The following is a 19,913-nucleotide window of genomic DNA, read 5'->3' on the forward strand; positions in this document are numbered from 1 at the left end:
CCTCAAATTGCTTGTTAAAAAACATGAGATAGTTAGATTGCTAAATCAAAACGTAATTGAGGTTTAATTGGGTCATAATCAACTAACGCAAAATCATCTGGTTTAATATCAAAAAAGTCTGTTCCATCTGGAACATTCAATACTAGTTTGGGGTTACACTCAGACGGTTGGCGTTTTAAGAGTTCCTGAGCTTGTTCAAACTGGTTATCATAAATATGAAGATTATTGATAAAATAGAAAAACTTCCCAACTCTCCAACCAAAATGCTTTGCAATCATCATCTGAAGTGCTACATACTGCATAGCATTAATATGATGTGCAACTAACATGTCATTAGAACGTTGTGTTAATGTGGCATCCAAATAAAGTTCACCATTAACGCGTCTCACATCAAACATCGTTTGAAAAGCACAAGGTAGTAGGCCTTCTGTTTCTTCAAATGCTTCATAGTCCCATAATGAAATAACATTACGACGATTCCAAGGGTTATCTTCAAGCTGTTTTAAGAGTTTTGATATAATATTATGTTTTTTAACAACTGCACCGTAGCGCTGACCTATCGTGCCAGTATGGCCAACTTCCCAATCATTCCAGTATGTCACACCATATTTATCATTCAAAACTGCTAAATCATTTGTCTGATCTTGATAAATCCAGAAAATTTCTTTAATAGCAGATTTTATTGGAATTGGACGTAGAGTTGTAATAGGAAATTCACCCTTTGATAAATCATACTCTGCAAAGGCACCTGTAATATACTTAGAATTAGCCATTTCCCCATTTTTATATCTAGGTCTGGCTTGCTCGCTAAATACACCTTCAGACATAATTTTCGTGATATTGTCTTTAAATAATAAATCGGCTTTTGTCATGAGATACCTCCAAAGTCTTATTTTATCAGATTTTAAAAAGATATTCTAGTGAGAAACAAGACTTTGAAGGTTAAAGCTTTTTTTCATATTTTTAGCTTCTTTATGGTAAAATGGAATTTAGCAAAAATGACTTTTATTCAGAAAGGTTTACCAATGAAAATAGGAATTGATAAGATTGGTTTTGCAACCAGTCAATATGTCCTTGAAATGACTGATTTGGCTATTGCTCGCCAAGTTGACCCTGAAAAATTCAGCAAGGGATTATTGTTAGATTCACTTAGTATTACACCAGTTACAGAAGATATCGTTACACTTGCAGCTTCTGCAGCTAATGATATTTTATCTGATGAGGACAAAGAAACTATTGATATGGTGATTGTCGCTACAGAATCAAGTATCGATCAGAGTAAGGCGGCTTCTGTCTATGTACATCAACTTTTAGAGATTCAACCTTTCGCAAGGTCATTCGAGATGAAAGAAGCATGCTATAGCGCAACTGCTGCTCTTGATTACGCTAAATTACATGTAGAAAAACATCCAGATTCTAAAGTATTAGTGATAGCTTCAGATATTGCTAAATATGGCATAAAATCTACTGGAGAATCCACTCAAGGTGCAGGCAGTATCGCTATGCTTATTAGTCAAAACCCATCCATTCTAGAGCTTAAAGAGGACCGTCTAGCGCAAACCCGTGATATTATGGACTTTTGGCGACCAAATTATTCTGATGTTCCCTATGTTAATGGCATGTTTTCAACAAAACAATATCTAGATATGCTAAAAACTACTTGGAAAGAATATCAAAAACGTTTTAATACTAGTCTAAGTGACTACGCTGCTTTTTGTTTCCATATTCCTTTTCCAAAATTAGCTTTAAAGGGCTTTAATAAAATTCTAGATAATAACCTAGATGAACAAAAGAAAGCTGAACTACAAGAAAATTTTGAGCACTCTATTACTTATAGTAAGAAAATTGGAAATTGCTATACTGGCTCATTGTATCTAGGACTTCTATCGTTACTAGAAAATAGTCAAAATTTAAAAGCAGGTGATCAAATTGCCTTCTTTTCATACGGTAGCGGAGCTGTTGCTGAAATTTTTACCGGTCAGTTAGTAGACGGCTACCAAAATAAACTTCAGAGCGATCGTATGGTTCAACTCAATAAACGTCAAAAAATTACAGTAACTGAGTATGAGAAACTCTTCTTTGAAAAAGCAATACTAGACGAAAATGGAAATGCCAACTTCAACACCTACCGTACTGGCACTTTTTCTCTAGACTCTATTTGCGAACATCAACGTATCTACAAGAAAATTAATAATTAATATGACAAAAATTTCCTGGACAGGATTTTCAAAAAAATCCCCTGAAGAACGCATTCATTACCTTGAAGAACAAGATTTTTTAGCTGATTCTTCCCTAGAAATAGTGACGAATCAGGACTTACTCTCTTTATCACTAGCCAATCAAATGGCTGAAAATGTCATCGGTAGAATAGCCTTACCGTTTTCACTTGTCCCAGATGTTTTGGTTAACGGTAAAGTCTATCAAGTCCCATATGTCACTGAAGAACCGTCAGTTGTTGCTGCTGCAAGTTTTGCTGCTAAAATTATAAAACGATCTGGTGGTTTTCTGACAACCGTCCATAATCGTAAAATGATTGGACAAGTAGCCCTTTATGATGTACAAGATAGTCAACACGCTAAAGAATCTATATTAAATCAAAAACAACAATTATTAGAAATAGCCAACGCTGCTCATCCATCAATAGTCAAGCGTGGAGGCGGTGCTTGCGACCTAACTCTTGAGATTAAAGAAGACTTTTTGATTGTTTACCTTATGGTCGATACAAAAGAAGCCATGGGTGCTAATATGGTTAACACCATGATGGAAGCATTATCTTCGCCATTAGAAGACATTTCAAAAGGCAAAAGCTTAATGTCAATTTTATCTAACTATGCTACTGAATCTTTAGTGACTGCTACATGCCGAGTTGATTTAAGATTTCTAAGTCGCCAAAAAGAGGAGGCCATCAAGTTAGCTCAAAAAATGACGATGGCAAGTCAATTAGCTCAAATAGACCCTTATCGTGCTAGCACACATAATAAAGGTATTTTTAATGGCATTGATGCTATTGTCTTAGCTACTGGAAATGATTGGCGAGCTATTGAAGCTGGAGCGCATACCTATGCTGTCAAAGATGGGCAATATCGAGGATTATCTAGATGGTCTTATAAGGTTGATGATAATTGCCTAGAAGGTACTCTGACGCTACCGATGCCTGTTGCAACAAAAGGTGGATCCATTGGTATTAACCCTAGTGTCCAACTAGCTCACAATCTACTAGGTCGTCCTAATGCTAAAGAGTTGGCAAGTATTATTCTTTCGATTGGACTAGCTCAAAATTTTGCGGCTCTTAAGGCATTGGTTAGCACAGGAATTCAAGCTGGTCACATGAAACTTCAAGCAAAGTCGTTGGCACTACTTGCTGGAGCTAAGGAAGAGCAAATTTCAGAAGTCGTTAAACAGCTTCTAGGCTCTAAACACATGAATCTAGAGACAGCACAGAAAATTGTCAATAAACTTACTAAAAGTAAAAAAAGAATTTGAGAAAAATCATCTCAAATTCTTTTTTTACTTGACTTGAATTTCCATAAGTGTATAATCTAGTTATAAAGACTAGATTATATGGAGTTTTAAAATGAATAAAAATCAATACCCAAAATGGGAAGAATTACCTGAACTAGATCTGTATCTTGACCAAGTACTTCTCTATGTGAATCAATTAATTAATCCTAAAACAATAACTAACGATAAACTACTCACCGCTTCTATGATCAACAATTATGTCAAACATAATTATATATCCAAACCTATTAAAAAAAAATACAATCGCCGTCAAGTAGCACGATTGATTGTTATTACAGCTTTTAAACAAGTTTTTGCTATTCAAGAAATCAGTCAAACGTTAGAACTTCTGACAGCTGACAATCATTCTGAAGAAGCATATAACGGATTTGCTGCTTGTATGAACAAAGAAGAGGTTCACGATTTACCACCAGTTGTCATTAGTGCCTGTCAGACGTTGAACCTTTATCAAGAAACACAAAAATTAGTTTTAGAACTAGGAGGAAAAAATAAAAATGCTTAAAGAAATGTCTATCAAATTAAGTCCTCAACTTTCCTTTGGCGAAGAGCTTGCAAATAGTATCACTCACGCTGTAGGAGCTTTGCTTATGCTAATCCTATTACCAATCACCGCTGTCTATAGTCACAACCACTTCGGATTACAAGCAGCACTTGGTACCTCAATATTTGTCACTTCTTTATTTTTGATGTTTTTATCATCAAGTATTTACCACTCCATGACTTATAACAGTCTTCAAAAATATGTTCTACGCATGATTGATCACTCTATGATTTATATTGCTATTGCAGGTAGTTATACTCCTGTCGCATTGTCACTTATTGGCGGCTGGTTAGGATATCTCATCATTTTTTTACAATGGGGGATTACATTATTTGGTATCCTTTATAAAATCTTCGCTCCCAAAATCAATGATAAATTTAGCCTTGTACTTTACCTCATTATGGGATGGCTGGTTATCTTTATTTTCCCTGCTATTATCACAAAAACTGGACCAGCTTTTTGGGGATTACTCTTGGCTGGTGGTATTTGCTATACTATCGGTGCACTCTTTTATGCTCGCAAACGTCCTTATGATCACATGATTTGGCACCTTTTTATTCTATTAGCTTCTATTTTACAATACATTGGAATTGTCTACTTCATGCTATAAAATTTAACTACATTTTATTGATTATTTTTTTGCTAAACCATGATATAATAATAATAATCTAAATCTTAGAGAGAAGGCGTGGACATATGAAAAGTGCTTATATCTTTTTTAATCCAAAATCTGGTAAAGATGAACAAGCATTGGCACAAGAAGTAAAATCTTATTTAATAGAACATGATTTTCAAGACGATTATGTTCGTATCATTACACCTTCATCTGTTGAGGAAGCTGTCGCCTTAGCAAAAAAAGCATCAGAAGACCATATCGACTTGGTTATTCCTTTAGGGGGAGATGGCACTATTAATAAAATCTGTGGTGGTGTCTACGCTGGTGGTGCTTATCCTACTATCGGACTAGTACCTGCCGGGACCGTCAATAACTTTTCAAAAGCTTTGAACATCCCACAAGAGAGGAATCTCGCTCTTGAAAACCTTCTAAACGGTCATGTAAAGTCCGTAGATATCTGTAAAGTTAACGACGATTACATGATTAGCAGTTTAACACTTGGTCTCCTTGCTGATATTGCTGCTAATGTCACTTCTGAAATGAAGCGTAAATTAGGACCTTTTGCTTTCTTAGGTGATGCCTACCGTATATTGAAGCGTAATCGATCATATTCCATTACTCTTGCTTACTATAATAATGTACGGTCTTTACGCACGCGGTTACTCCTTATTACCATGACCAATTCGATTGCCGGTATGCCAGCCTTCTCTCCAGAAGCAACAATTGATGATGGACTTTTTAGAGTCTACACTATGGAACATATTCACTTCTTCAAATTATTGTTGCATCTAAGACAATTTCGTAAGGGAGATTTTAGTCAAGCAAAGGAGATAAAACATTTTCATACCAATAATCTGACTATTTCAACTTTTAAACGTAAAAAATCAGCTATCCCTAAAGTTCGTATTGATGGCGATCCAGGTGACCAATTACCTGTAAAAGTTGAAGTCATCCCTAAAGCCTTAAAGTTTATCATTCCTAACTCATTACCATAATATAAAAGGACCTAAACATAAGTATTAGAGTAAATACTATCTGTCTAGGTTCTTTTTTGTTATACTTAAAGCAATAAATATCATTGAAAGGAAGTATACGATGACAACATTTACTGCTAAATTTATTGACCAAGAGTGGAAAGTCCCAGTAGAATCAGGTCGCTACCATATGATTGTTGGGGAATTTTGTCCTTATGCACAACGTCCGCAGATTGCGCGCCAACTGCTTGGTTTGGATAAACATATTTCTATCAGTTTTGTGGATGATGTTCCAAGTGATATAGGACTTATTTTTAGCCAACCAGAACAGGTTACTGGTGCTAAGTCGCTTCGTGATATTTATCATTTGACTGACCCGACCTACAAAGGTCCTTATACTATCCCAATTTTAATTGACAAGACTGATAATCGTATTGTCTGTAAGGAATCTGCAGATATGCTTCGACTTTTTACTACAGATTTCTCTGATTTGCATCAAGAGGATGCTCCTGTCCTTTTCAGCCAAGAAACTGCTTCACTTATTGATAATGATATTAAAGACATTAATAATAACTTCCAAAGTTTAATGTATAAGTTAGCTTTTCTTGATAAACAAGCAGATTATGATACTTATAGTAAGGAATTCTTCACTTTTCTAGATCAAAAAGAACACTTACTAGGACAACGTCCTTTCTTGCTCGGAGATAATCTAAGTGAGGTTGATATTCATTTCTTTACACCATTAGTCCGATGGGATATTGCTGGGCGTGATCTTCTACTACTTAATCAGAAAGCGCTAGAAGACTACCCAAATATTTTTTCTTGGGCTAAAACTTTATACAATGACTTTAATTTAAAAACATTAACCAATCCACAATCCATAAAAAATAACTATTACTTAGGCAAATTTGGAAGAGCTGTTCGTTATCATACCATCGTACCAACAGGTCCAAATATGGCAAAATGGGAAAAATAAAGCTAAAAAGCTAAGGCGATTCACAGCCTTAGCTTTTTAGCTTTACTAGTCCAAAGTGGACCAATCAAATTCAATAAAAGTCTTGAAGAGATCTCCATAAGTACCACTATAAGCAATATCTTTATCTTTATAAGTCATTTTCGTAATAGGATAATTATCAGGAACAGTAACACATCCCATTAAAACTCGAATAAAATCATTTGGATTTTCAAAAACTTGGCATCGTTCAGTGTCGTAAGCATCTTTATAATACAGTTTAATCATCTTATTACCTCTGACGTTTTACAAGGAAACTTTGACAGGAAGCTATATCTACTTCACAAAAATAATATCATTTAGCATTGCCTTCCTTCAATTGACCATACAATATATAATTGACTTGTCGTAAATCAGTTATTTTTTTACAATTCAGTGCACACATTATCATTCTTAAATCTTCTTTCCAAGAATTGAGAATTGCAATAACATCATCTACAGGATAACGCTCAACTAATTCTAAAACTGTTCTAGAAAGTCCAACAGCTTTAGCACCCAACACTAAACATTTTATCATATCTAAAGGGTGACGAATGCCACCAGATGCTAGGATATCCATTTTGTCCATCATAGATTGAGCGTTTATTAAGGATTGAGCTGTTGTTTGCCCCCAGGTATTGAGATACGAACGGTCGCGTCCACGTTGATTTTCGATGTAAGCAAAACTAGTCCCCCCACGCCCCGAAATATCTACAGTTGTGATACCTATATCGTAAGCATCCTTTATTGATTGTAAATCCATCCCAAAACCAACCTCTTTTAAAATAAGTGGGCATTGGATATTGTCGACGTATTCTTTTAAGTGAGAACGCCACATGTGAAATTCACGCTCTCCTTCAGGCATCAAAAGTTCTTGCATCACATTAACATGAACTTGTAAAAAAATGGGGTTCATAGCCTTAACGGTTGACTCTGCTGCTGGTAAAGGCTTGTCTAACCCTATATTTGTCGCCAGTTTTAAATCAGGATACAAGTCTGTTGTTGGGTAGGAATCATCTTCATCGTTTTTGAGAGCTGCCGAATATGAACCTGTCACCATAACAATCCCTGTAGCTTGAGCAACCTGTGCCAATTTATGATTGACTGCTTTCCCTTTTTCACTACCGCCTGTCATAGCATTGATATAAAAAGGAAATTCAAAGCTTTGACCAGCAAAATGTGTTGATAAATCGATATCATTGACATTATATTTTGGTAAGGATGAATGTATTAACTCAATATCGTCAAAACTATTATAAGGCGACTGATATTTAAGAGCATATTTTATGTGATCATCTTTTCGATTTGTCATGACAATGTCTCCTTACTAAGTAGTTCAATACCAGCACTCTCCCAGCGCTTGATTAGAGTTTGATTATCATTTTTATTGAAGGATATGGCTATACCACAATCGCCTCCTCCAGATCCTGAAGATTTTGTGACTATATCTAGGCCTTTGCTTGCCTCTTTAAGCTTTTGAAGTTTATCGGTGTAAATAGATGGATGAAGATTAAATAATAGCAAGCTAATTTCTTCTAAACATCTCTTAATCGCTTCTTTATCTCCTTCTTTAAAGGCTGAAAGTAACTGGACAACTTGATAATTTGTATCATCTAAAAAACGCTGCGTAATAGTTGATTTAACTATATTTATCATTTCTTTTGAAATGGACGGTTGCATTGTCCATCCCACTAAAAAATCCATCTCCAATGAAGCTTGTATTTTGGTAATACGATAACCCCATTCAGCTTCCAATACTTGTTCCAAAGGTTTTGTTTCAATCATTTTTGAAACAGCCCTACGATCAAAAGCTGAATAAGAAATTAAATGCTCATAAGCAATACAAGCAATATCTCCCATTGAGCCATTATCACCTCTTTTTAAGAGAACATAGGCAGATAATTTAAAAAGCAAGTCGCTTGGCATCTCTATCTCATAAAGCGCAGCCATAGCTTTAATAGTCAAAACGACAACACTTCCGCTAGAGCCTATACCAAATTTAAGTCCATAGCGCTCTAATTTTCCCGTAATTTCGAGGTGAATCGGTTTTATGTTTTTGCCAAAATTAATCAACCATTCTTCCATAAGCAATATCGTTTCCTGAATGAGACTATATTGCTTATCAGGCTGTAAGCTTGCCGTATAGTTAAACATATCAGAATAAAGGCTGTAGTTATCTGCAAAAGTAGCTAATGCAGTCATATAAATAGGAACGTTCTTTAAAATAGCTACTTGCCCAGGATACAGTATCGCGTATTCACCTGCAATATATAATTTGCCGCCTGTTTGCACCTTAACCATCTGCTAATTCCTTTGTCGTTGAAACAATAATACGATAATCTTTCTCCAAGATAGTAGCTAATGCCTCAAGGTCTTGACGTAAGCAAAGTACTTTAACATTTGGACCCGCATCCATCGTATAATAACATTCATGGCCTTTTTCGCGAAGTTTCTTCACAACATCCATAGCTTTATATGTCTCTTCTGTCAAATAGGAAAAGGCTGGAGTTGCTGTCTTAGTTGTTGAGTGCATTGCAAGTGCATTACGCTCTGTCAGTTGACCTACCTTTTGAAAATCATTATTTTTTAGGTATACTAACATATCTTGATAATCTTGTTCAGATTGCCTTACCCATTCATTAAAAGTAGTTGAGGTTTCAGTGCAGATTTTCATACCTTCACGGCTTGAAATCGGCTTTTTTTTGTCATTTAAGACCAGCATAATCATAGCTAAATCTAAATCAGTGTGAACTTTATAGATATCACCACTATCTTTATCCCAAGCAGCAACAGGTCCAAAAAAAGAGCGTGAAGAGGAGCCTGAAGCAAACTTGGCTTCTTGAGCTAACTGTGATTGGCTAAGGTTAGTACCAAAAAAATCATTGCAAGCCTTTACTAAGGCTGATAAACCACTTGATGACGATGATAAGCCTGCAGCTGTTGGCATATTATTAGTTGTTTCAATCTTTACAAAGCCGGACTTATTTTGTCGAAAGCGATCCAGGATAGCTGACATTTTGTCATGTTCATGATCATTTTGAAGAACACCAGAGATGTAAAATTCATCTTTCTTAGCATCCTTACCAAGGGCAGTCAAACGTGTTTCAGTGTACATGTTTTCAAGTGTTAGAGAAATACTACTGGTAGCTGGAATCATTTTTTCAGCATCTGCTTTTCCCCAATATTTGATAATAGCAATGTTAGCATAAGACTTAACACTTATACTTTTTCCGTCCATGTGTTGACAGCTCCTTCTCTTTCTAATTGCTGACTTAAGCGCTCAGCTTCTCTTTTTTCTTTTACAAGTGCGATAATACAACCACCTAATCCGCCGCCACTCATTTTAGCGCCTAGAGCACCACAACTAATAGCTACCTCTACCAGATGATCAGCTTCTAAACTTGAGACACCCAATTGTTTTAAACTTTGATGCGCTTTAGTCATCAAGCTACCAAGTTGTTTGGAATCACTTTTATGAATAGCATCCTCTGATGCCTCTGCTAAATAACCTAATTCTTTTAAAAAGGGTAGCACTGCCTCGCCAGCTGATTTCACCTTATCTACTGCTTCTTTAGTATGCCCATGAATTCCTGTATCAGCAATAACTAAGTAAGCATTCAAATGCATGGGTACTGTTGAAAAACCAATATTGCGGATAAATTTAATAGTATTTTCACTAAGACAAGTTTTTGCATCTAATCCACTCGGATTTGAATGTGCTATCATTTCTGCTCGATTAACAAGGCATTCTAACAAATCTGCCTCCAAATCTTCATCAAAATAATCAAAAACTGCACGAATAGCTGCAATAGCAACTGCAGCTGATGATCCCATACCACGTCTTTCTGGGACTTGTGACTCAATATGATATGCAATTTTAGAAGAAGTTTTACCTAAATAGTCCAAGGCAGCAAAAATGGCTGTCGACAAAGGATCAGTCATATCTAATGCTATTAATTGAGGAGCCTCTTCAATAAGGCAAGTTACTTCAATATTTTTTAAAGGAATAGCAATGGCTGGATAACCATATACTACTGAGTGCTCACCCATCAAGATAATCTTGCTATGAGCCTTTCCTATACCAAACTTTTCTTTCATCTTTTTCTCTTTACAATTCTATTACCTTACTATTTTAATATAAATCCTTAAAAAAAGCGACTTTAACGTGATAATAACATAAATTAAAGGAACTACAATTGCAGCCCCTTTAATCTTAAATGTAAATGACAAAGGTAATGGTACCATGTTTATAATTCACATCGATACTTCCTTTAAATAGATGCACCAAACTAGTTACGATAGAAAGACCAATACCATATCCCGATTTTTTGTTATTATGTGACTCATCCTCTCGATAAAATCGTTCAAAAAACTTGCTATAGTCTATATCTTTACCATTCTTATAAGTATTTGAAACTTCAAGCTTAGCTCGTCTCAAACGACTTGAACGTGATAACTTAACTGTCACAGTCCCCATCGGATCACAATACTTATTAGCATTATCAACCAATAATGTAACCAATTCAAATAATGATTTTTCTTCAGCTTTGACATGAATACCTGGTTGGATACTCATTATAAAATCTTTACCATCTTTAATGATTGGACCTTTAAAATCTTCTGCAGCATCTTTTGTAATATGTGAAAAGTCTAAGTCAACCATACTTATATCAGGCTGTTCTTCAAAGCGGGCAAGACTGACCATGCCATTAATTAGACCCGTTAAACGTTGGATTTGATCATTTGTAGATTTAGTCCACTCTGATTCACCACTCATCATTTCCACCAATTCATTATTAGCGGAGATGATAGCAAGTGGAGTTTTTAGTTCATGTCCTGCATTGGTAATAAAACGCCTTTGCTTTTCATAGTTAGCAACAAATGGTAAGATAACTCTCCCTGATAAAACTGAAACAATTACCATGAAGACGATAAAACTTGCCAAGGACATCCATATTGAAAGTTGCAATAATCTTTGATTATCAAGATATTGGTTGGTTGTATCTAAAAATACCACTAAATAATCATTTTTACCAACCTTTTTTAGTAGATAAGAATAAGTACTAAAATTATAGGTAATATGACCTGAATGACTATTTTGTGATACGATACGCTTGGCATAATTTTTTATTTGCCTATCGCTTACTTCAAAGATATTTCTAGAATCAAAACTAGTCACGTTACCTTTTGCATCTGTTCGCGCACTGAAATAACGGAATTGGAAAATAGCGTCCGTTGATAGGTCATCACCTAATTCTTTACTAAATTCAAGTTTATTCGGTATACGTCCATTGTTGTCTGCAAGGATAGTTAACACACGATAAATTTCATTCTTCGTTTGATAGTGATTAGCAGAGTTGAGGACACCGACTACTGAAAATAAGACAACAAGAATAGCTAGCGCAGCTATTCCGATAAAACGAAGTCGTAAATTTCTAAACATTAGCCACCATTTATTTCACTTAATTTATAGCTACTACTTTCTTGACCAATAATCTCCAAGTTAGCACCAATTGCCTGCAATTTTTGTCTCAAATAAGAAACATAGATAAAGACATATCCCTCATCTACATCTTCTTGGTCCTTATCTGCTCCCCAGACATGTTCGAAAAGTTGTTGTGTAGATAATTCTTTATCATGGTTCAACATGAAAAATGCTAACATTTTAGCTTCTTTACCCGCTAGACGAATAGTGTTTTCACATTGCAACTCTTGTTCACCGACTGATAAGGTTACTCTTCCCAATGACAATACATTAGGTGTGAAATCTTCCAATCTTCGGGACATAGAGCGAAGCCTTGCTAATAATTCTTTTAGAGAGAAGGGTTTTGTTAAATAATCATCTGCACCAGCATCTAGACCTGTTACTCTATCATCAATTTCTGCCATGGCTGTTAGCATAATAATGTGAGATTTATTTCCTGATTGTCTAATTTCTTTGACAGCCTCAACACCTGTTTTAACAGGCATCATGACATCCATAACCATGACATCATATGCATTTTGATTAGCTAAATCAATAGCAGTCTGACCATCGTAGGCGACATCAACAACATAACCTTGATGACTAATTGCCGTACTAAGGACACGTGACATCTGTTCTTCATCTTCTGCAATTAATACTCTCATTTTATTCCTTCTTTGTTCCACTCTCTATCAATTGACGAATCGTTTGCATCGTTAAATCAACAGATGCCATTTCATCAGCACAACGTTTTAATTCTCTTACAATTCGTTCGGGATTTTCAATATCATGCTTGTATTTCATCTGATGTTCTAAACTAGCCCAAGAATCTTGCGCAATTGTACGCAACTGAATCTCAATGTAATATTTACCTTTTGAATTACCCAAACAGTCCGGATAGGGAGTATCAATTTCTAAAATCACATGGTAAGAGCGATACCCATTTGGCTTAACATGCTGGATATAGTCTTTTTCAACTACAATACGACAATCATCAAATGACTTAATACGTTCTACAATTTGATAAATGTCGTTAACAAAACCACAAATAATACGAACTCCAATACTATCTCTAATAGCTTTTAGTGCAGAATCTACTGTTACAGGTAACTGTTTACGACGACATTTCTCTATCATACTATCTGATGTCTTAATACGACCAATGATATGTTCGTACAATTTATAGCCTGTTTCAACCTTAGCTTTATCATTTTCTAATTGTATACGCTGGCTGAAATCTTCTAAAATTAATGGTAGATATCGACCATAATCTCCATAAATATTTGTTTCCATAAGAAACCTTCCTATTCTCTCTTAAGCTCCATTATATCATAGAAACTTAAGGCAAACTAAAAAGGAATGAGAATTTTTTCTTCCCATTTCCTTCTAAAATGTTCATGTTAAGCTGATTCGAATTGAGAATTATACAGATCAGCATAAAAACCACTTTGAGACATCAAAACATCATGATTGCCTTGCTCAATGATATTCCCATCTTTCATGACCAAAATCAAATCTGCGTTTTTAATCGTTGATAAACGATGTGCGATAACAAATGATGTTCTTCCTTCCATAAGTTTGTCCATAGCTTTTTGAATTAACTCTTCTGTACGTGTATCAACAGATGAAGTTGCTTCATCTAAGATAAGTAAGGGAGAATTTTTCAAAAGAGCTCGAGCAATGGTTAATAATTGCTTTTGTCCAACTGACAATGTCACAGCGTCATCAAGGACAGTATCATACCCTTTAGGTAGTGTCATTATAAAATGATGTACACCGACTGCCTTAGCAGCTTCTTGAACCTCGTCATCACTGATTGTCGTCTGATTAAAAATCAAATTTTCTTTAATAGTTCCCTCAAACAACCATGTATCTTGAAGAACCATCGAGAAAGCATCATGGACTTGACTACGTTTCATGTCTTGGATATTGATGTCATCTATGGAAATACTACCTGAATTAACATCATAAAAACGCATCAATAAATTAACAATTGTCGTTTTACCTGCGCCAGTTGGTCCTACAATAGCAACTTTCTGACCAGGCTGTGCCTCCGAAGTAAAGTCATGAATAATAGTCTTGTTATCACTATAACCAAACTTGACATGTTCAAAGGACACATGCCCCTTAAACTTAGGAAGATTTAACACTTTGTGCTTATCCTCTTGCATATTTGTTTCATTTAAAAATTCAAAAACACGTCCCATGGCTGCACTAGCAGACTGTAATTGTGTAATTCCTTGAGCAATCTGACCAATAGGCTGTGTAAAAATACGAACATAGGTCATAAAAGCAACAATTGTACCCATAGTAATTGTTCCTTTGATAGCTAACATGGCACCAACCACACACACCATCACATAACCAAAATTACCAATAAACTGCATCAGAGGCATCATAATTCCAGAGAAAAATTGTGATTTCCACATGGAACTGTGAAGTTTATCATTTAATAGTTGAAAATCTGACTTAGCCTGCTGTCTTGCATTATGACTAGTAACAATGTTGTGTCCTGAGTAAATTTCTTCTACATATCCAGATATATTAGCCAAATTCACCTGTTGCTTTTTAAATAAAGGCTGACTCTTCACCATAATGATTGAAGAAAGAGCGAATCCTGAAAATACCGATATAATCGCCGTTGTTGCTAAATGCCAATCTGTTTTGAACATCATAATTAATGAACCAATCAATAACACTGTAGATGCAACCATAGTAACTAAACTTTGGTTAAAAGACTGTGTCATCAAATCCACATCATTTGTAACACGAGATAAAGTATCACCTTGAGTATGGCTATCAAAATAACTCAAAGGTATTTTATTGATTTTATCAGCAATAGCATTGCGCATGCCTTGAGCAAATTTTTGAATAATAGTCGTCACAATAAAACTTGCTAGATAGGATACTAATGCACCTAAAACATATAATACTGCCAATTGCCCTGCAATATGACCGATTTTGGCTAAGTCAATATTACCAGCCAAGCCTTTTACCATAAGATCCGTCATCTCTTTAAGACGGTCTGGTCCTATAACTGTTGTCAAGCTTGATAAAGTTGCTAACACAATTGCTAACGCAAAAAGAAGTTTGTAACCTTTGAGGTACGGAGACAAATTAGAGAAAAAAGACGTTTTTTGGGATTTAGTTTTCATTTTCCAATTCCTCCTTAGACAATTGAGAATAGGCTATCTCTTGATACACTTCATTATTTGATAACAATTCCTTATGTGTTCCTTGCCCAACAACTTTACCTTGATCTAGCACTAAAATGAGATCAGCATCCATGATAGTTGAAATGCGTTGAGCGACAATTAATTTCGTCATAGCAGCTGTTTTTTCTTTCAGCTCATGGCGTAAAATATGATCTGTTTTATAATCTAACGCTGAAAATGAGTCATCAAAAATGAGAATTTCAGGGTGACGTGCTAAAGCACGTGCGATTGCCAAGCGTTGTTTTTGTCCTCCTGAAAAGTTACTACCACCTTGAGCGACTTCTATATCTAATCCTTTTTCTTTAGCTTCGATAAATTCTTTAGCTTGCGCTAATTCGAGTGCTTGCCAAATTTGTTCATCACTAAGTTCCTTCCTGCCGCTCTCTCCAAAAACCATATTAGAACGTACTGTCCCACTAAAGAGAACAGCTTTCTGTGGAATATAGCCAATTTTATTATTCAAATCATTGTGAGAGTATTTCTTTATATCAATGCCATCAAGTTTAATTGACCCCTCTGTGGCGTCATAAAAACGTGGAACTAAATTGACTAAAGTGGATTTTCCAGAACCTGTAGACCCAATAAATGCCACTGTCTGACCAGTATCTGCTTTGAAAGATACATGTTCAATAACCGCTTCAGAATCTTTACTATAATGAAATGACACATCTTGAAACTCAATTTGACCTTTTTGTGCACTTTGGATATGACTATTTTCTTTAAAAGTTACTGTTGGGGCTAAAGTTAGTACCTCATTAATACGTCTAGCCGATACTAAAGCACGAGGCATGATGATAAAAATAGCTACCATCATCATAAATCCCATAACAACTTGCATAGCATAAGATGAAAAAACAACCATGTTTGAAAAAAGATCCACTCGATCAGTGATAGCTGATTTAGCAGCCAAAACAGATACACTTGTTCCTGTAACTTTAGGTACAGAAATATCATTAATCAGATAAGAGCCAATCCAATAAATAGCTAAAGTCAATCCAGATGAAACCACTGTCATCACAGGATTCATAAGCGACATCAATCTATAAACAAAAAGGTTCAATTTTGTTAAATCGTCATTTTCACGTTTGAACTTATCTGTTTGATACTTTTCAGCATTGTAGGCACGAATAACTCTAACACCAGAGAGTGCCTCTCTAGTAGTTGCATTAAGCGCATCTGTAAAACCTTGGATTTGCCGTTGTCTCGGAAAAGCGAGTAAGAGTAGAACGCTAAGTAATATCATAACGATAATAACCGCTACTCCAACTGCCCCAGTCCATTGATCGCTTTTACCCCAAATTTTAGTCAAAGCCCATATTGCCATAATTGGTCCACGGGTAACAACCTGCATTCCCATTACAATAAGGATCTGTAGCTGAGTCAAGTCGTTAGTTGTGCGCGTTAATAGAGAGGGGATAGAAAATCGCTTAATTTCTGCATCAGAATAATCCATCACATGGTTAAAAATATCTGAACGTAATCGACTAGTAAAACTAGCTGCTGTCCTAGCACCTAAAAAACCTACCATTACTGCTACTAAAAAACTACCAAATGAAAAGGCAAGCATTTTTAGTCCAGGATCCCAAATAGCCTCTACCTTTGTACCTTTAGTTTGCAACATACGTGTAATATCAGACATATATTCTGGAGTCTTTAAGTCCATCCAAACCGCTAGACACACTAATATAGTACTCGCCACAATCATCAACCATTCTTTACCATTGAGTCGCTTGAAAATATTAAACATCGCAAACTCCTTTTACTTTCATATTTATCCTATTATCCTAAAATAGTTAATCAAAATCTTCCATCGCCATATTTTTAGCTAATGTTCTAATAACCTTTTTGGTAGTACGTATCTCTTCTTTAGTAATACCTGCTAACATGGTACTGTGCAATTTTTCTAAGAAAATTTCAAATTGTGTAGCCTTTTGTTTACCTAGATGAGTCAAATAAAGGTATTTCACACGCTTATCTGTCTTAGATGGAACAATCGCAATAAATCCATTTTTTTCCATCCGTTTTACCAAATTAGAAGCTACAGACTTAGAAATGTGTAAAATTTCTTCAGCATCTTTTATAGACATATCCTTGTCAGGATGTTTATAGAGATGCATCACTAAGTGTCCTTGTGGACCCGCTAAATGTTCAACATCATACTCTTTTGCATAACGATCTAAATACTTTTCAAGTTGATTAACAAGTATTCGTGCTTTTTGAAGAGGATTCTCCATAATAATACTCCTTTAATAGTTATCGTGAGAACTATTTTAAAACAACCTTTATTAATTGTCAATTAAAAGTTACCGTGAGAACTATTTTTACATTAATATTTCTAAAAAAACCTATCATTCGTCAAATAAAAAATGATTTCGCTTACTTTTTAATATTAAAAATATATGTTCGCTTTTTATATTTTTAATTATAAATTTATATTGATTTTTAATGTAAATGATAGTAAAATACAAATGTAATATTTATTTAATTTACAGGAGATTTAAATGAAAAAGAAAATTATTTTGAAAAGTAGTGTCCTTGGTTTAGTCGCTGGGACTTCTATTATGTTCTCAAGCGTATTCGCTGACCAAGTAGGCGTCCAAGTTATAGGCGTCAATGACTTTCATGGTGCACTTGATAATACTGGAACAGCAAATATGCCTGACGGAAAAGTTACTAATGCTGGCACTGCTGCTCAATTAGATGCTTATATGGATGATGCTCAAAAAGATTTCAAACAAACTAACCCTAATGGTGAAAGCATTAGAGTTCAAGCTGGTGATATGGTTGGAGCAAGTCCAGCTAACTCAGGGCTTCTTCAAGATGAACCAACCGTTAAAACATTTAATGCAATGAATGTTGAGTATGGCACATTAGGTAACCATGAATTTGATGAAGGTTTGGCAGAATACAATCGTATCGTTACTGGAAAGGCCCCTGCTCCAGATTCTAATATAAATAATATTACGAAATCATACCCACACGAAGCTGCAAAACAAGAAATTGTAGTGGCAAACGTTATTGATAAAGTTAACAAACAAATCCCTTACAATTGGAAACCTTACGCTATTAAAAATATTCCTGTAAATAACAAAAGTGTGAACGTTGGCTTTATCGGAATCGTTACCAAAGACATCCCAAACCTTGTCTTACGTAAAAATTATGAACAATATGAATTTTTAGATGAAGCTGAAACAATCGTTAAATACGCCAAAGAATTACAAGCTAAAAATGTCAAGGCTATTGTAGTCCTTGCTCATGTACCTGCAACAAGCAAGGATGATATTGCTGAAGGTGAAGCAGCAGAAATGATGAAAAAAGTCAATCAACTCTTCCCTGAAAATAGCGTAGATATTGTCTTTGCTGGACACAATCATCAATATACAAATGGTCTTGTTGGTAAAACTCGCATTGTACAAGCGCTCTCTCAAGGAAAAGCCTATGCTGACGTACGTGGTGTCCTAGATACTGATACACAAGATTTCATTGAAACCCCTTCAGCTAAAGTAGTTGCAGTTGCTCCTGGTAAAAAAACAGGTAGTGCCGATATTCAAGCCATTGTTGACCAAGCTAATACTATCGTTAAACAAGTAACAGAAGCTAAAATTGGTACTGCCGAGGTAAGTGGCATGATTACGCGTTCTGTTGATCAAGATAATGTTAGTCCGGTAGGCAGCCTCATCACAGAGGCTCAACTAGCAATTGCTCGAAAAAGCTGGCCAGATATCGATTTTGCCATGACAAATAATGGTGGCATTCGTGCTGACTTACTCATCAAACCAGATGGAACAATCACCTGGGGAGCTGCACAAGCAGTTCAACCTTTTGGTAATATCTTACAAGTCGTCGAAATTACTGGTAGAGATCTTTATAAAGCACTCAACGAACAATACGACCAAAAACAAAATTTCTTCCTTCAAATAGCTGGTCTGCGATACACTTACACAGATAATAAAGAGGGCGGAGAAGAAACACCATTTAAAGTTGTAAAAGCTTATAAATCAAATGGTGAAGAAATCAATCCTGATGCAAAATACAAATTAGTTATCAATGACTTTTTATTCGGTGGTGGTGATGGCTTTGCAAGCTTCAGAAATGCCAAACTTCTAGGAGCCATTAATCCCGATACAGAGGTATTTATGGCCTATATCACTGATTTAGAAAAAGCTGGTAAAAAAGTGAGCGTTCCAAATAATAAACCTAAAATCTATGTCACTATGAAGATGGTTAATGAAACTATTACACAAAATGATGGTACACATAGCATTATTAAGAAACTTTATTTAGATCGACAAGGAAATATTGTAGCACAAGAGATTGTATTAGACACTTTAAACCAAACAAAATCAAAATCTACAAAAATCAACCCTGTAACTAAAATTCACAAAAAACAATTACACCAATTTACAGCTATTAACCCTGTGAGAAATTATGGCAAACCATCAAACTCTACTACCGTAAAATCAAAACAATTACCAAAAACAAACTCTGAATATGGACAATCATTCCTTATGTCTGTCTTTGGTGTTGGACTTATAGGAATTGCTTTAAATACAAAGAAAAAACATATGAAATAATAAAAATAGGTTTGGA

19 protein-coding genes are annotated in these 19,913 nt (G+C 35.3%); 7 read left to right on the forward strand and 12 right to left on the reverse strand.

Going from position 1 to position 19,913, the window contains the following annotated elements:
- Positions 1-32: 32 nt before the first annotated feature.
- On the reverse strand, positions 33-872 hold the full coding sequence (locus QOR44_RS06450) for a thymidylate synthase (protein ID WP_000158595.1): 840 nt from the start codon (positions 870-872) through the stop codon (positions 33-35).
- 153 nt (positions 873-1,025) lie between these two features.
- Between QOR44_RS06450 and QOR44_RS06455 the strand changes: the two genes are divergently transcribed.
- The 6 genes from QOR44_RS06455 to QOR44_RS06480 all read left to right on the forward strand — a co-directional run bounded on the left by QOR44_RS06455 (position 1,026) and on the right by QOR44_RS06480 (position 6,629).
- Complete coding sequence (locus QOR44_RS06455) at positions 1,026-2,198, forward strand: hydroxymethylglutaryl-CoA synthase (RefSeq protein ID WP_079265808.1); 1,173 nt, start codon at positions 1,026-1,028, stop codon at positions 2,196-2,198.
- Position 2,199: 1 nt separating this feature from the next.
- Positions 2,200-3,483, forward strand: coding sequence for a hydroxymethylglutaryl-CoA reductase, degradative (locus tag QOR44_RS06460; protein WP_000161689.1), 1,284 nt, complete (start codon positions 2,200-2,202; stop codon positions 3,481-3,483).
- A 91-nt stretch (positions 3,484-3,574) separates the two neighbouring features.
- Positions 3,575-4,024: a DUF1836 domain-containing protein gene (locus QOR44_RS06465; RefSeq protein ID WP_001039194.1), complete on the forward strand. Its 450-nt coding sequence runs from the start codon at positions 3,575-3,577 to the stop codon at positions 4,022-4,024.
- Positions 4,017-4,673, forward strand: coding sequence for a PAQR family membrane homeostasis protein TrhA (gene trhA, locus QOR44_RS06470; protein WP_000910676.1), 657 nt, complete (start codon positions 4,017-4,019; stop codon positions 4,671-4,673). Before QOR44_RS06465 ends, trhA begins: the two co-directional genes overlap by 8 nt.
- 86 nt (positions 4,674-4,759) lie before the next feature.
- A complete protein-coding gene (locus tag QOR44_RS06475) occupies positions 4,760-5,674 on the forward strand; it encodes a diacylglycerol/lipid kinase family protein (RefSeq protein WP_000833761.1) in 915 nt (304 codons plus the stop codon).
- Between the two features lie 100 nt (positions 5,675-5,774).
- Positions 5,775-6,629, forward strand: a complete 855-nt coding sequence (locus QOR44_RS06480; RefSeq protein WP_000206691.1) for a glutathione S-transferase C-terminal domain-containing protein — start codon at positions 5,775-5,777, stop codon at positions 6,627-6,629.
- 45 nt (positions 6,630-6,674) lie between these two features.
- Here QOR44_RS06480 and QOR44_RS06485 read toward each other — a convergent pair whose 3' ends face one another.
- The 11 genes from QOR44_RS06485 to QOR44_RS06535 all read right to left on the reverse strand — a co-directional run bounded on the left by QOR44_RS06485 (position 6,675) and on the right by QOR44_RS06535 (position 17,557).
- Complete coding sequence (locus tag QOR44_RS06485) at positions 6,675-6,893, reverse strand: DUF4649 family protein (protein ID WP_000594209.1); 219 nt, start codon at positions 6,891-6,893, stop codon at positions 6,675-6,677.
- A 67-nt stretch (positions 6,894-6,960) separates the two neighbouring features.
- Positions 6,961-7,956, reverse strand: coding sequence for a type 2 isopentenyl-diphosphate Delta-isomerase (gene fni, locus QOR44_RS06490; protein ID WP_000184899.1), 996 nt, complete (start codon positions 7,954-7,956; stop codon positions 6,961-6,963).
- A complete protein-coding gene (locus QOR44_RS06495; RefSeq protein WP_000241526.1) occupies positions 7,953-8,945 on the reverse strand; it encodes a phosphomevalonate kinase in 993 nt (330 codons plus the stop codon). The genes fni and QOR44_RS06495 overlap by 4 nt, the downstream gene beginning before the upstream one ends.
- A complete protein-coding gene (mvaD, locus tag QOR44_RS06500) occupies positions 8,938-9,882 on the reverse strand; it encodes a diphosphomevalonate decarboxylase (RefSeq protein WP_000348814.1) in 945 nt (314 codons plus the stop codon). The genes QOR44_RS06495 and mvaD overlap by 8 nt, the downstream gene beginning before the upstream one ends.
- Positions 9,864-10,742 (reverse strand): mevalonate kinase, encoded by an 879-nt coding sequence (gene mvk / locus QOR44_RS06505; RefSeq protein ID WP_000659717.1) that lies wholly within the window; start codon positions 10,740-10,742, stop codon positions 9,864-9,866. The genes mvaD and mvk overlap by 19 nt, the downstream gene beginning before the upstream one ends.
- 115 nt (positions 10,743-10,857) lie before the next feature.
- Positions 10,858-12,087 (reverse strand): sensor histidine kinase, encoded by a 1,230-nt coding sequence (locus QOR44_RS06510; protein WP_000489523.1) that lies wholly within the window; start codon positions 12,085-12,087, stop codon positions 10,858-10,860.
- Positions 12,087-12,773 (reverse strand): response regulator transcription factor, encoded by a 687-nt coding sequence (locus tag QOR44_RS06515; RefSeq protein WP_001264420.1) that lies wholly within the window; start codon positions 12,771-12,773, stop codon positions 12,087-12,089. The genes QOR44_RS06510 and QOR44_RS06515 overlap by 1 nt, the downstream gene beginning before the upstream one ends.
- Position 12,774: 1 nt before the next feature.
- Positions 12,775-13,401, reverse strand: a complete 627-nt coding sequence (locus tag QOR44_RS06520) for a GTP pyrophosphokinase (RefSeq protein WP_000449638.1) — start codon at positions 13,399-13,401, stop codon at positions 12,775-12,777.
- Positions 13,402-13,508: 107 nt separating this feature from the next.
- Entirely contained in the window at positions 13,509-15,263 is a 1,755-nt protein-coding gene (locus tag QOR44_RS06525; protein WP_000851086.1) for an ABC transporter ATP-binding protein, read from the reverse strand.
- Positions 15,253-17,070 carry an ABC transporter ATP-binding protein gene (locus QOR44_RS06530; protein ID WP_000481824.1) on the reverse strand — a complete coding sequence of 606 codons (1,818 nt, stop codon included), beginning with the start codon at positions 17,068-17,070 and terminating at the stop codon, positions 15,253-15,255. Before QOR44_RS06530 ends, QOR44_RS06525 begins: the two co-directional genes overlap by 11 nt.
- Positions 17,071-17,116: 46 nt before the next feature.
- Complete coding sequence (locus tag QOR44_RS06535; RefSeq protein ID WP_000431168.1) at positions 17,117-17,557, reverse strand: MarR family winged helix-turn-helix transcriptional regulator; 441 nt, start codon at positions 17,555-17,557, stop codon at positions 17,117-17,119.
- A gap of 267 nt (positions 17,558-17,824) precedes the next feature.
- On the opposite strand from QOR44_RS06535, the gene QOR44_RS06540 reads away from it, so the two are divergent.
- A complete protein-coding gene (locus tag QOR44_RS06540) occupies positions 17,825-19,897 on the forward strand; it encodes a surface-anchored 5'-nucleotidase (protein WP_000726925.1) in 2,073 nt (690 codons plus the stop codon).
- Positions 19,898-19,913 lie beyond the last annotated feature (16 nt).

The sequence above is a fragment of the Streptococcus agalactiae genome (assembly GCF_949788565.1).
In the GTDB taxonomy this organism is placed as follows: domain Bacteria; phylum Bacillota; class Bacilli; order Lactobacillales; family Streptococcaceae; genus Streptococcus; species Streptococcus agalactiae.